The organism is Vallitalea sediminicola, from assembly GCF_054408565.1.
Map to the genome: position 1 here is coordinate 36594 of NZ_BTPT01000025.1, position 12993 is coordinate 49586.

At 28.5% G+C, this 12993-nt stretch carries 18 protein-coding genes; 17 read left to right on the forward strand and 1 reads right to left on the reverse strand.

What is annotated here, in order from left to right; genetic code table 11:
- Positions 1–123 precede the first annotated feature (123 nt).
- The 11 genes from ACX6CF_RS10825 to ACX6CF_RS10875 all read left to right on the forward strand — a co-directional run bounded on the left by ACX6CF_RS10825 (position 124) and on the right by ACX6CF_RS10875 (position 7405).
- On the forward strand, positions 124–330 hold the full coding sequence (locus ACX6CF_RS10825; RefSeq protein WP_458785340.1) for a hypothetical protein: 207 nt from the start codon (positions 124–126) through the stop codon (positions 328–330).
- Positions 331–819: 489 nt separating this feature from the next.
- Positions 820–1272, forward strand: coding sequence for a hypothetical protein (locus tag ACX6CF_RS10830; RefSeq protein WP_458785341.1), 453 nt, complete (start codon positions 820–822; stop codon positions 1270–1272).
- 18 nt (positions 1273–1290) lie between these two features.
- A complete protein-coding gene (locus ACX6CF_RS10835) occupies positions 1291–1854 on the forward strand; it encodes a cysteine hydrolase family protein (protein ID WP_458785342.1) in 564 nt (187 codons plus the stop codon).
- 27 nt (positions 1855–1881) lie between these two features.
- Positions 1882–2352 (forward strand): hypothetical protein, encoded by a 471-nt coding sequence (locus tag ACX6CF_RS10840; protein ID WP_458785343.1) that lies wholly within the window; start codon positions 1882–1884, stop codon positions 2350–2352.
- Between the two features lie 135 nt (positions 2353–2487).
- Complete coding sequence (locus tag ACX6CF_RS10845) at positions 2488–3006, forward strand: YqeG family HAD IIIA-type phosphatase (protein WP_458785344.1); 519 nt, start codon at positions 2488–2490, stop codon at positions 3004–3006.
- Positions 2990–3853, forward strand: a complete 864-nt coding sequence (locus ACX6CF_RS10850) for a shikimate dehydrogenase (RefSeq protein ID WP_458785345.1) — start codon at positions 2990–2992, stop codon at positions 3851–3853. The genes ACX6CF_RS10845 and ACX6CF_RS10850 overlap by 17 nt, the downstream gene beginning before the upstream one ends.
- A gap of 14 nt (positions 3854–3867) precedes the next feature.
- Complete coding sequence (locus tag ACX6CF_RS10855) at positions 3868–4371, forward strand: shikimate kinase (protein WP_458785346.1); 504 nt, start codon at positions 3868–3870, stop codon at positions 4369–4371.
- Positions 4372–4395: 24 nt separating this feature from the next.
- A complete protein-coding gene (gene aroQ / locus ACX6CF_RS10860) occupies positions 4396–4824 on the forward strand; it encodes a type II 3-dehydroquinate dehydratase (protein WP_458785347.1) in 429 nt (142 codons plus the stop codon).
- 50 nt (positions 4825–4874) lie between these two features.
- Positions 4875–5945: a M24 family metallopeptidase gene (locus ACX6CF_RS10865; protein ID WP_458785348.1), complete on the forward strand. Its 1071-nt coding sequence runs from the start codon at positions 4875–4877 to the stop codon at positions 5943–5945.
- Between the two features lie 147 nt (positions 5946–6092).
- Positions 6093–6650 carry an elongation factor P gene (gene efp, locus ACX6CF_RS10870; protein ID WP_458785349.1) on the forward strand — a complete coding sequence of 186 codons (558 nt, stop codon included), beginning with the start codon at positions 6093–6095 and terminating at the stop codon, positions 6648–6650.
- Positions 6651–6796: 146 nt separating this feature from the next.
- Positions 6797–7405, forward strand: coding sequence for an HD-GYP domain-containing protein (locus ACX6CF_RS10875; protein ID WP_458785350.1), 609 nt, complete (start codon positions 6797–6799; stop codon positions 7403–7405).
- A gap of 111 nt (positions 7406–7516) precedes the next feature.
- Here the strand turns inward: ACX6CF_RS10875 and ACX6CF_RS10880 are convergent, their stop codons facing one another.
- Positions 7517–8647 (reverse strand): YibE/F family protein, encoded by a 1131-nt coding sequence (locus ACX6CF_RS10880; RefSeq protein ID WP_458785351.1) that lies wholly within the window; start codon positions 8645–8647, stop codon positions 7517–7519.
- Between the two features lie 243 nt (positions 8648–8890).
- Between ACX6CF_RS10880 and spoIIIAA the strand changes: the two genes are divergently transcribed.
- The 6 genes from spoIIIAA to ACX6CF_RS10910 are packed head-to-tail and all read left to right on the forward strand — an operon-like array spanning position 8891 to position 12918.
- Positions 8891–9847, forward strand: a complete 957-nt coding sequence (gene spoIIIAA, locus ACX6CF_RS10885; protein ID WP_458785352.1) for a stage III sporulation protein AA — start codon at positions 8891–8893, stop codon at positions 9845–9847.
- Positions 9848–9863: 16 nt separating this feature from the next.
- Complete coding sequence (locus tag ACX6CF_RS10890) at positions 9864–10385, forward strand: hypothetical protein (protein ID WP_458785353.1); 522 nt, start codon at positions 9864–9866, stop codon at positions 10383–10385.
- Between the two features lie 44 nt (positions 10386–10429).
- Positions 10430–10624: a stage III sporulation protein AC gene (spoIIIAC, locus tag ACX6CF_RS10895; RefSeq protein WP_458785354.1), complete on the forward strand. Its 195-nt coding sequence runs from the start codon at positions 10430–10432 to the stop codon at positions 10622–10624.
- A gap of 52 nt (positions 10625–10676) precedes the next feature.
- Positions 10677–11063, forward strand: coding sequence for a stage III sporulation protein AD (gene spoIIIAD, locus ACX6CF_RS10900; protein WP_458785355.1), 387 nt, complete (start codon positions 10677–10679; stop codon positions 11061–11063).
- 49 nt (positions 11064–11112) lie between these two features.
- A complete protein-coding gene (locus ACX6CF_RS10905; protein WP_458785356.1) occupies positions 11113–12273 on the forward strand; it encodes a stage III sporulation protein AE in 1161 nt (386 codons plus the stop codon).
- Positions 12274–12300: 27 nt separating this feature from the next.
- Entirely contained in the window at positions 12301–12918 is a 618-nt protein-coding gene (locus ACX6CF_RS10910; protein ID WP_458785357.1) for a stage III sporulation protein AF, read from the forward strand.
- Positions 12919–12993: the final 75 nt, after the last annotated feature.

Here is a 12993-nt window from a genome sequence, read left to right on the forward strand (position 1 = left end):
TCATTATAAGATAGACTCTGTTTAACTTAATTATGACTAAACAGGGTCTACTTTATTTTATATTAATTAGATTACAAGTTCTTACATATATATTTATTAATAGATATAATAAGGAGTTTTAATTTGAACAAGGATGATATTAAGATCATAATGAAATTTCCTGATAATAAAGAAAATGATTGTATAAAAAATATAGACAATGTATTAACTGAAATCTATTCTGAAGCTATAATTAACAAATTGAAAGAGAATGTGTCAGAAGATAAAATTGTAGATTCTATTGCTGGTATAAAAAAGTTACTAAAATTTAATGAATCAAAAAATTATTAGATTTGTAGTAATTTTTAGTAAATATTATTGGTGCATGACTGAATCGAATTAAATATAATAACGGTTGAAGAGGTCATAAATTGGCCTTTTTATTTTACAAAAATTGGAAAATGTATTATAATATAGGAGTCAAAACTACTAATAATCATTAAAGTTAATAGAATAATAATTGAAATAATTTATTCTATTGATGGATAATTACTTAATTGAATATACAAATTCCAAACCATAATTTGACACATTTACTATATTATTATAAAATGTGGTATATTATCCATTAGAATAATTATGAAGTTAATGTTAAATAAGGAACAACTGGCTAAACTATATTTATAAGTGCTTAATAATATAATCTTAAGTATACTGGGAGTTTAATAAATTACATATCAGGGAAAGTCTATTGAACTTATTAAAATGGGTATATAGATGTTTTAGTTCAATATTTATAGGTTATTAAGAAATACAGGAGAATTATTAGGAGGAAAGTACATGAATACATTTAAAAAAATAGTTGTTTTAGGAGCTATGGTATTATCGTTGACAGCATGTTCATCTAGTAATGACGACAAATATATGACATTATATAAAGAGTTACTAGAACAGCAACCCCCAGTTATCGAAAGCATAATATTTGAAGATGAGTCAGGAAGAAAACTATTGGAAGATGAATCAGGCTTCATAGCTATTTATGATAATACGAAATTAACAGCATCAGTGAAAGGTAATTCAACTGAAGCAGAAGTGTATTTTGTTCCATCAGGAAGTGATAACAGTGAATATAAACAGTTAGTGACTTCAGGATCTATAGAGAATGATAAAGCGAAATTTATATTAAAGCATAAAGAATTTTCAGATGGTCTTGGATATTTATGGGTAGTGGTATATAATAATGAATTAGGAAGAAAATCTGAAGAATTTAAAATATCACTTACAGAAGAATAGTATAAGGAGGAAAATTAAATGAATAAAGCTTACTTATTAATAGATTATGTATACGATTTTATTGATGACAAAGGTATTTTATCTCTGAGTAAGCGTGGGCAAGCTATAAAAGATAATATAATAAAAATCGTAAACAAAATAAAAGAAGATAAAAACATATTATATATATGCAATGATAACCATGAAAAAGATAGCTATAAATTTTCTCCAGAAGCTAAGCTATTTCCGTTGCATTGTTGTAAAAATGGAAGCAAATTAGCTATTGACGAAGAAATGTTCCAACAAATAAAACCTGAAAAAACATATAATATATCAAAAATCATGTATTCTTCATTCAATGGAACTGAACTGGATTTAGTTTTAAGGCAACACGATATTAAAGAACTAGTATTAATGGGGGTCTGTACAGATATATGTGTTTTACACACAGCCATAGATGCTTACAATATGGGATATAAGATCACTGTAATAGAGGATTGTTGTTGTGGACTAACAGATGAAGGACATGAATTTGCTATTAATCATTTTAAGAATACATTAGGAGCAACGATTGTAACCAGTAATGAGATACTAAAAGGTTAATATTCTTTTTAATGGAGGACATTACACATGAAGAACCGGATAGTTGATTATCTGAAGAATAAAAGTAAGTATTTTTATGTGGAAGTAGCATTTATAATAATTCTATTGACTGTACTTATTGCTATTTTTGTTCCAAGACAGATTAGCAAAATTGACAGATTAAAAAGAGAAACTGATATATCTAACGCAACACTGTTAGGTCATGCTACTGAAAATATAATTAATAATAACAATAAATATAAAAATTATTCTATAGGGAAATTAAATATTAATAAAGAAGTGGATATAAATTCTAATGTTATAGACGATAATTTTATTAATGCATTAATAAAAGAATTAGAAGGTTTTAAAATTAATAAATTACCTATACTAAAAATGAAAAAAGGTGGTTATACTCATTTTAGTATAAGTATAGATAATGATAATGTATATGTTTATGCCGATAATGGCGATGATACAAAAGATTTGCAATTGTATCCAAATAAATACGAAAACTAAATGTGTGCTATTTGCACACTTTTCTTGCATAGACCACCTTATCATTTAAAAAACTTGTATTGTAGTATTTATATTGTTATAATCAAAATGATATAACATAACACAAAAATTCGATTAAGCTTAAGGGTGATATAATTGTTAGAGAGATTCTTTCCATCAGAGTATACTGATTCAATTAGACAAATAAATTATAGAAAATTATATGATGAAGGTTATAGAGGAATATTATTTGATATAGATAATACACTTGTTCCGTATGACATGGAGCATCCAAACCAAGAGATAATAGATTTATTTGAAGATATAAAAAAAATTGGGTTTAAGATAGCATTGGTTTCAAATAACAATAAACTAAGAGTAACTACTTTTAACGAAAAGTTGAAATTAGTTGCTGTTCATAAAGCATTAAAACCAATGACTAGAAATCTTAAGAGAGCTATGCAAGCTATCAAGACCAATAAGAAAAACACTGTATTAGTAGGAGATCAGATATTTACTGATATATATGGTGGTAATCGTATAAAATTGAAAACGATATTAGTTGTACCTATAGCTGAAAAGGAAGAATGGATAACTAAAATAAAAAGAAACACAGAAAAGAAAATCATAAAAGCTTACTTAAAGAGGGTAAAAAAAAATGAATCAAAACATTAATGGAAATACTAAAGTATTAGGATTAATAGGTAATCCTATAGAACATACTATCTCACCTAGTATCCATAATCTTATAGCGGACAAATTAAATATGAATTATGTATATGTGCCATTCAAAGTTAATGAGGGTATGTTGGAGGATGCAATTGAAGGTGCAAGAGCACTTAATATACAAGGACTCAATATAACAGTTCCATACAAGGAACAAGTAATGAATAGTTTGATAGAAATTACACCTCTCGCTAAACAAATAGGAGCAGTTAATACATTAAAATTCACAGAGAATGGGTATATTGGATACAACACAGATGCTGAAGGTCTCAATATATCTTTAATAAAAAACAAAGTACAGCTAAAAAATAGTGAAGTTGTTATAATAGGAGCAGGTGGAGCTGCTAAAGCTGTTGGGATGCTTTGTGCTAGAGAAAAATGCAAAAAAATAACTATTATTAATAGAACTGTTATAAAAGCTGAAATACTTGCTAATAATATAAGACAATATTATGATGTTGAAACTGAAGTACTAGGATTAGATAGAATAAGGGAAATAGCACCTTTTGATATTGCGATTCAGACAACACCTATAGGAATGTCTCCAAATGTACATGATAATCCAGTTAAAGATAATGATTTCTACAATAAATTTCATATAGCTGTAGATTTGATTTATAACCCAAGTAAAACTAAATTTCTAGAAGAAGCTGAGAGAAGTGGAATAAAAATTTTGAATGGTTTTCAGATGTTATTCTATCAAGGTGTTAAAGCATATGAAATTTGGAATGATATGGATATTCCAGAAGAGATATTAAAAGAAGTTATGACTGATTTAAATAATCAATATGGATAAAAAGGAGTGTATCAATGGTAGAAAATATTTTGTTAGTAGGTTTTATGGGCAGTGGTAAATCTGTTGTAGGAGAAAAACTTTCTAAAATACTTAATAGAAATTTCATAGATACTGATACTGAAATAGAAAAAGAAGAAGAAAGAAGCATTAAAGATATTTTTAATGATGATGGTGAAGAATATTTTAGGAATCTTGAATCAAGATATCTAGAAACATTAGTAGATAAGAGTAATCATATTATATCTACGGGTGGAGGCATTGTACTAAAAGAAAGTAATAGAGAAATGTTGAAAAAAATAGGTAAAGTTATTTTTTTACATGCAGATGTTGAGCATATTCTTAATAACGTTGAAAATGATGATACAAGACCTTTATTACAGACGGAAGATTATGTTAAAACAATATCAGAGATGTTAGAATCTAGAGAAGATAAATATCTCAGTACAGCAGATATAATTATTCAAACTTCAGGTAAAGAAGTGGAAAGTATTGCTGAAGAGATAATATCACTATTATAATTAATTAAAAATGAGGAAAATACTATGAAGAAAATTACAGTTATTAATGGTCCTAATCTCAACTTTCTTGGAATTAGAGAAAAAAGTATATATGGTAATAAAGACTATAATGATTTGGTGGATATGATTAAAGAAACTGCTGATTCATTAAATGTTAATGTAGACGTATTTCAATCTAATTCAGAAGGAGAGATTATTGATAGAATACAACAATGCTATTTTGATAAAGTTGATGGTATTGTTATTAATCCTGGAGCTTACACACATTATAGTTATGCAATAAGAGATGCAATCGCATCAGTTAATATAAAAACTATAGAGATACATATTTCCAACATCTATGAGAGAGAAGAATTTCGTCATGTATCTGTTATTGAACCAGTATGTGCACAGCAAATATATGGTAAAGGGCTTGATGGCTATAAAATTGCATTAGAAAAGATTATATCATAATAAGTTACTTTGATTTTATCAGATAAGTAAAATGTAGAAAGGAAGATGAAATGATGAGATTACAAAAATTAGAAAACAGCCTAGACGAACTAAAAATAGATGCAGTCCTTATAAGAGACAGTTATAATCGAAGATATCTCAGTGGATTTACAGGTTCTAATGCATATCTATACATATCAAGAAATGTGAAAAAACTATTGACGGATTTCAGATATACAGAGCAAGCAAATAAACAATGCCCTGATTTTGAAGTAATAGATTATACTAAAAATGGTTTGCTAGAGATATTGAATGATATTATAATAAAAGATAATGCAAAAATTATAGGATTTGAAGACGAAACAATATCATATAAGGAGTTTAGTACATATGAAAAAGGACTTGATGATGTAGAGTTACTACCTATTGGTGATACAGTAGAAAAGATTAGAATGATTAAAGATGAAGAGGAATTGAAGTGTATTCAAAAAGCAGCTTCCATTGGAGATCTTGCTTATGAGCATATACTGAAATTTGTGAAACCAGGTGTCACAGAAAAGGAAGTAGCATTAGAAATAGAAACTTGTATGAAAAAAAATGGTGCTGAAAACTTATCATTTGATACAATAGTAGCTTCGGGTCTTAATTCATCAAAACCTCATGCTGAGCCTTCCGATAAAAAGATAGAAGAAGGAGATTTCGTAACTCTTGATTTTGGTTGTGTCTATAAAGGTTACTGTTCTGATATGACTAGAACTTTTGTTGTAGGTAAAGCTAGTGAAAAACAAAAGGAAATATATAATATAGTGCTGGATGCACAGCTAAAAGCTTTAGAAGCTGTAAAAGCTGGATGTATAGGTAAGGATATAGATAAAATTGCTCGTGACATTATAACAGATAAAGGATACGGAGATAACTTCGGTCATGGATTAGGTCATAGCGTAGGATTATTTATACATGAAGAACCAAGATTTTCATATAGTGACGAGAATGTATTTACCGAAAACATGGTAGTTACTGTAGAACCAGGGATCTATGTACCTGGATTCGGTGGTGTAAGGATAGAAGATCTAGTAAGTGTGACCAAAGATGGCATAATTAACTTCGTTTCATCACCAAAACAATTGATTGAATTAGTATAATTATACTCGGGACTATCTATAATAAGTTATATAGAGTTATACTAAGTACTTTTTGCGGATTAATCTTAATATTTGTTATAAAACTATTGAAAAAAATTCTGTATTAGTTTACACTATAAAAGATAAAAGTTAGGGAGGAAATTATATATGGTATCAGCTGGAGAATTTAGGAATGGTCTAACAATTCAATATGAAAATCAAATATATACTGTTATTGAATTTCAACATGTAAAACCTGGTAAAGGAGCAGCGTTCGTTAGAACAAAGCTTAAAAACTTGAAAACAGGTTCAGTTATTGAAAAAACATTTAGACCTTCAGAAAAAATGCCAAAAGCGCATATTGAAAAGAAGGATATGCAATACTTATATTCCGATGGTGATTTATTCCATTTCATGGATAGTGAAACATATGACCAAATAGCAATTAATAGTGATCAAATAGGCGATACATTAAAATTTGTTAAAGAAAATGACATGGTTAAAATACTAAGTCATGAAGAAGAAGTTTTTGGAATCGAACCTCCATTATTTGCAGAGTTAGAGATAATTCATACAGAACCAGGAGTAAAAGGTGATACAGCTACTGGAGCTACTAAACCAGCAGAAGTTGAAACTGGTGCTAATGTTAACGTTCCTTTATTTGTTAATATTGGAGATAAGATAAAGATTGATACAAGAACAGGTGAATACTTATCAAGAGCATAAGTCATACAATGATAAAAGCCACTATGGCTTTTATTTTTTTGCTTTTTTTGGTATTTATTGACATATTTTATAATATAAATTATACTTATATTGATATTGCTAATCATTATCAATTGTAGATACTTAAGTTCAATATATAGAAAGAAGTGATTAATATTTTTGATAGATTAAGGCATAAAAGATTTCATCGTTATCATGATATTATAGAGTGTCTAATAGGTGCATTAGAGGCAAAAGATACATATACAAGTGGTCATTCTGACAGAGTTGCACATATGGCATATGATATAGGAAAGAAATATGGACTTAAAAAAAAAGAATTAGAAGATTTACATCTTGCGGGACATTTACATGATATAGGAAAGATTGGTATTCCAGATAATATACTTAATAAACCCAGTAAATTACAACCACATGAATATAATATTGTAAAAAATCATAGTAAAATGGGATATGACATATTGATGAAATCTAAGAATCTAAAAGATATAGCTATCATTGTACTATATCATCACGAAAGATGGGATGGAAAAGGTTATCCTGAAGGTTTAAAAGAAAAAGAAATACCTCTAGCATCAAGAATAATTGCTATAAGCGATTCTATAGATGCCATGATATCCGAAAGATCATATAAAAAAAGTTTATCTTGGGATGAATGTCATAAAGAAGTACAAGATAACAAAGGTATACAATTCGATCCAAACTTAGTTAATATTATTGAGAGTTTATGGAATAAATGGATGGAAACCTTATAAATTAGTACTCTGTTTAGCTATCTACCATTCAAGTTGATAAATGGTATGGTTTTTCATTTATATTGGAAGGATAGCTTAAACAGAGTTTGTTTCACTAAATCAGCTATTTTTCTAATGAGCGTTATTTTTATAAACCCCTCTTGGTCGAACATAATTATTATGTCTTTTACTAATGGATATAAAGGCTATAGAAGTTATAGGAATACTGAATATCAATCCGATACTACCGCACAAAGCCCTTAATATCTCTCCGGTTATTTGGTCAGAATTAATAAATTGTACTAATGACCTGTCGTATAAGAAGAATACTAGGATCATGCTTATTGAATTACCAGCATAAGCCAAAATAAGTGTATTGGACATAGTTCCCATTATATCTTTACCTATTCTCATACCTGCTTTAAAAAGTTTATCCTTACCGATTCTAGGGTTGTTTTCATATAGCTCCCCCATAGAAGATGCAATGGACATACTAACATCCATAATAGCTCCTAGAGCTCCTATAATGATACCAGCATATAACAGGTCTCTGAAATTAAGATTATACCCTTCTGCAAAATATGACAATAATTCTACATCTTCATCTCCGATTCCTTGAATGTGTGTCAGAGCTCCAAAATAAAAGGTCAACAGGCCTGCTGTAATTACTCCACCAATGGTACCTATAATAGCAGCATAGGTTTTAATGTTCAGCCCCCCGATTACTGATAATGTAATTAGAGTAGAGACTACACTTATTACACTAACCACTAATATTGGATTATATGATTTCATTATTAGCGGAAAGAAGGCGAAAAGTATCAAAGAAACACATATTGTCAAACTTATAATGGAATAGAATCCATTCTTACCCCCGAAGAGTAATAATGCACCCATAAAAACTAATAAAAGGTAAATAAGATACTTATCACGTGCATAAGAATATACTCTGCCATTTTCTATTGTATTACCTGTCTGATTGCAGACTATAATTATTTCATCTCCTTGATTAACAACAATTTTATATATCGAAGCTGTGTTAATAACGTTTTCAACTTCTGCTTGACCTGTCAAATCTCGTTCTGTTAGTTCCACTTGTACTTTCTGATATCTCATACAATTTTCCTCATCTACAGTATCTTCCAGTATAGATATGACTTTTCCGTGTATGTATTTCCATTCATAGTTTATTTCTTCAGTACAATTAACATTAATAGGTCTTATAATAAAAAAACATAAAATCAATAAATAAATTATTCTCATAACATACTTGCTCCTTGTCCAAAAGTTTATTGTTTATAGTTACATATATGGTTATAGTGTCAAAAGGATATAGTTGATTTTGAATGTATCATATATTAACCATGTAAAATGCTTAATTCAACATCATTGTTAATTTGATTTATACAATATATGAGTTACTAAGTTTGTTTATGATTAATACAAAATTCTTATCATAAAAAAGTTGGTCAAGGCATATATTGTTTTAAGAAAGGTGGACAAGTGATGAAGAAAGAAACGGTTGAAAAAATATTAACAACTAACCTTCGAGGATGGTTTGGTTCATTAAAAAATGAACAGTTGGATTTATTACAAGAAATTAGATTAAGAGTTAATAAACCTCTTATTATTAGAATGGATAATAAAGAATACTTTCTGGACCAGAATAAGTTGGTAACAAGTAGTAAAAAAGCGCATATAATAACTGAAAAAGATTTAAAGGATACTATGGAATTCATTAGCAATTATTCTTTATATGCTTTTGAGGATGAGTTGCGTAATGGTTATATAACCGTAGATGGAGGACATCGTGTGGGGCTGGCAGGAAAAGTAGTAGTAGAAAATAATAGAGTGAAAACGATAAAAAATATAACCTGTATTAATATTAGGATTTCACATGAAATAAAAGGTTGTGCTAATAAAGTTATACCATACATATTAGAAGATAATAAAGTATATCATACATTGATAATATCTCCACCTAGATGTGGTAAAACAACGTTGTTAAGAGATATAGTAAGGCAACTTTCCAATGGTGTCAATAATAGTGTAGGAATAACTATAGGTGTAGTTGATGAAAGATCCGAGATAGGAGGTTGTTATAGGGGTATACCACAAAATGATGTAGGAATCAGAACAGATATACTTGACGGATGCCCAAAAACCGAAGGAATGCTTATGCTTATAAGGTCAATGTCACCAGAAGTCATTGCTGTAGATGAAATAGGTAGCAGTAACGATATAGAGGCTATTGATTTTGTTATTAATGCTGGATGCAAGATGATATGTACCGTACATGGATCATCACTTATTGAAGTTAAAAACAAACCTATTCTTGAAAAATTAATAGATAAAAATATAATTGAACGTTTTATAGTATTGGAAAGTAAAAATGGAGTTGGTGATATAAAAAAAATATATGATAAGCAAGGCAAAATGATAAGTATTGTTGTTGATCATTAAGTGAGGAGGTTAGGTTATGATTTCAAAAATATTAGGTGCTACTCTAATACTCATATCATCATCACTTATAGGTTTATATTATAGTAAAAGTTACATGAGAAGAAGCAATGATCTTAGAACATTAAAAAAAGCATTGATATTATTAAGAGGTGAAATCAATTACTCATTATCTCCTATGCCTGAAGCGTTAGAGGATATCAGTAAAAGATTTGACCACGAGATAGCTGATTTTTTTAGGTCCATAGCAGAAGAACTAAAACTTAACTCAGGAAAAACATTGACAGAAGTATGGAAAAAAAAAGCTGAAGAAATATTGAAAAAAACTTATTTGAGTCCTGTAGATATTAAAAACATAATGATATTCAGTGAAAACATAGGTTATCTAGATAAAGAAATGCAAAATAATAATATCAATTTACTTCTAGAACAAATAGGTGAAGAAATAAAAGTTACTATGGAAAACGATACCAAATACAACAAATTATATAGGAGCCTTGGTGTTCTCGGTGGGATATTGGTTATTGTACTTTTTATATAGCAAAAGATAATTTTTAACGGCCTTATTCTGAGGGGAGGGTAATAATGGATATATCTATTGTTTTTAGAATAGCTGCAGTTGGAATAGTGGTTGCGGTATTAAACCAATTATTAAAAAAAGCGGGAAAAGACGAACAGGCTATGTTAACTACTTTAGCAGGATTAGTTGTTGTCCTTTATTGGATTGTGGAATATATTAGTGAACTTTTTGAAAAGATACAGACGTTATTTCAGTTATGACCCAGTTCAATATTTATAGATAAATAAGTATTAATTTGAAAGGAATGTTTTGATGGAAGCTGTACAAGTTGTCATTATCGGTATTGTATCAACAATATTAATAGTCGTACTAAAAAAAAGTAATGCTGAATTTGGCATTTATATAGGTATTGCAGCTAGTATAGTTATATTCTTTATTATTATCGATAAGTTAGGAGTAATATTAGATCTAATATCCAGAATTACTGGCTTAATTAATATAAATGATATATATATCAAGATACTGCTGCAAATACTGGGGATTGCTTTTATAACAGAATTTGGAGCTCAATTATGTAAAGATGCGGGGCAACAAGCAATTGCAAGTAAAATAGAGATGGTGGGGAAGATAATGATATTAATTATATCAATGCCCGTAATACTATCAATTATTAATATGATAACTAATATCTTAGTATAGGTATATAAGTTATAAGGTCAATTAGTTATAAGTGAATTAGGAGAATACTATGAGAAGAATTAGATGGTTATTAGTGATAGTTATAGTTTTAAAAATATCATCTATAAGTGTGTTTGCTTCATCAGAGATTGATAGTATATTATCAGAGCAGGAAAAAGTTATTGAATATGATGATATTCAATCAGCAGTAGATGAAATACTTAATAATAATAGTGGGTTGAAAATAGATTTTAGAGAGACATTGAATAAGGTTATTACCGGAGACTTGGACTTGGATTTCAATGATATGTTTGTACTAGTTATAGATAATATCTTCATAGAGGTAAAAGGAAATATAAAATTAATAATAGAACTTATAGCAATTGCTTTAATTGCAGCAGTATTCACTAATTTCACTACTGCTTTTAATAATAAATATGTAGGTGAAGTTGGCTATTTCGTAGTTTTTCTATTAATGTCAACTATTATACTGAAGTCTTATAATATATTAAATAATATAGCGTTGAATGTAATATCTAATCTGCAAACATTTATTAAAACATTGATACCTAGCTTATTTGCAGCTACGGCATTATCGGGAAATTATACTTCCACTTTTCTTTATAGCCAGATAATGCTCATAATAATCAATGTAGTAGAAAGTATTATTCTAAGATATGTTATACCTTTTGTGTATGTAATTATTGTTCTTGAGATTATTAATAGTATCACAGAAGAAAGTATTTTATCAAAGATGGTGGAGCTGTTCAAGAATATTGTCAATTGGGGAATAAAGATTCTAGTTATTGTTTTTGCAGCAGTTCTTACAATGCAGAGTTTCACAACACCTGTTATAGACGGTATAGCTAATAAATCCGTGAAAGTTGCAGTATCAGCTATTCCTTTTGTGGGTACTACATTAAGTGGCGTAGCCGATACAGTGTTAGGATGTGCTGTTCTGATAAAAAATGGGATAGGTATAGTTGCATTGATAATAATCATTATAATATGCTTGATACCAATAATAAAAATACTTGTTGTAACTTTACTCTATAAATTTGCTTCTGCAATAATTCAACCCATATCGGATAAGCGTATAGTTAATTGCTTGTCTAACGTAGGAGACATATGTTTTATACTACTGGGAATAGTTATTATCACTGCTTTTTTATTCATTATAACAATTACGATAATTTTGAATGCAACAAATGTCACAGCTTACTTAAGATAAAATATCAACTGAAGAAGGAATGAAAATATGGATTGGTTCTATGGTTTTATAAAAAACATAGTCATTTTTTTATTGTTAGCCAAGATATTAGAATATTTGATACCTGGTGGAAACATGAAGAAGTATTTTAGATTGTTTTCTGGAATTATTTTAATGATTATTATAATAAATCCAATTATTAAATATAATGGGATAATAGAAAAATTTAATCTGGATGTTATTAAAAATGAATTTAAAATTAACTCTTCTAATACACAAGGAATTGATAATGAATATTTGGATGTTCAAAATGGGATAACACTAAAAATTTATAAGAATAAAATTGCAAGTCATATAAAAGGACTACTAGATGATGAAAACATTTCTATAATAAATGCGTCAGTAGAGGTAGAAGAAGATATCAACAATGAGGAATATGGAACCATAAGAGAGGTATATTTAACAGTGAATAGTGAATATATTGGAAAAAAAGATTCTGAAATAGAAAGAATAAAAATTGAGAAGGTTCTTATAGGGGATTCGAATAATAATCAAACATTAAGATCATCAGAAGATATTTTATTAGAAAAAAAAATAAAAAAAATAATTAAAAACTTCTATAAATTGTCCTCTAATAATATACATATTACTATAGAGACATGTTAACTGTTTTTACACTTTGTTTTTAACCTAAAAATACAGGAGATAAGGTCGAAACAAACTTTCAACCTTGATTTGTGC

Excerpts from the sequence above, each read along its gene's own strand:
- ACX6CF_RS10880 (WP_458785351.1), bottom strand. The coding sequence starts at position 8,647 with ATGAGAATAATTTATTTATTGATTTTATGTTTTTTTATTATAAGACCT.
- efp (WP_458785349.1), top strand. The coding sequence starts at position 6,093 with ATGGTATCAGCTGGAGAATTTAGGAATGGTCTAACAATTCAATATGAA.
- ACX6CF_RS10910 (WP_458785357.1), top strand. The coding sequence starts at position 12,301 with ATGGATTGGTTCTATGGTTTTATAAAAAACATAGTCATTTTTTTATTG.
- ACX6CF_RS10865 (WP_458785348.1), top strand. The coding sequence starts at position 4,875 with ATGATGAGATTACAAAAATTAGAAAACAGCCTAGACGAACTAAAAATA.
- ACX6CF_RS10835 (WP_458785342.1), top strand. The coding sequence starts at position 1,291 with ATGAATAAAGCTTACTTATTAATAGATTATGTATACGATTTTATTGAT.
- ACX6CF_RS10890 (WP_458785353.1), top strand. The coding sequence starts at position 9,864 with ATGATTTCAAAAATATTAGGTGCTACTCTAATACTCATATCATCATCA.
- ACX6CF_RS10850 (WP_458785345.1), top strand. The coding sequence starts at position 2,990 with ATGAATCAAAACATTAATGGAAATACTAAAGTATTAGGATTAATAGGT.
- spoIIIAC (WP_458785354.1), top strand. The coding sequence starts at position 10,430 with ATGGATATATCTATTGTTTTTAGAATAGCTGCAGTTGGAATAGTGGTT.
- aroQ (WP_458785347.1), top strand. The coding sequence starts at position 4,396 with ATGAAGAAAATTACAGTTATTAATGGTCCTAATCTCAACTTTCTTGGA.
- ACX6CF_RS10840 (WP_458785343.1), top strand. The coding sequence starts at position 1,882 with ATGAAGAACCGGATAGTTGATTATCTGAAGAATAAAAGTAAGTATTTT.
- ACX6CF_RS10830 (WP_458785341.1), top strand. The coding sequence starts at position 820 with ATGAATACATTTAAAAAAATAGTTGTTTTAGGAGCTATGGTATTATCG.
- ACX6CF_RS10905 (WP_458785356.1), top strand. The coding sequence starts at position 11,113 with ATGAGAAGAATTAGATGGTTATTAGTGATAGTTATAGTTTTAAAAATA.
- spoIIIAD (WP_458785355.1), top strand. The coding sequence starts at position 10,677 with ATGGAAGCTGTACAAGTTGTCATTATCGGTATTGTATCAACAATATTA.
- spoIIIAA (WP_458785352.1), top strand. The coding sequence starts at position 8,891 with ATGAAGAAAGAAACGGTTGAAAAAATATTAACAACTAACCTTCGAGGA.
- ACX6CF_RS10855 (WP_458785346.1), top strand. The coding sequence starts at position 3,868 with ATGGTAGAAAATATTTTGTTAGTAGGTTTTATGGGCAGTGGTAAATCT.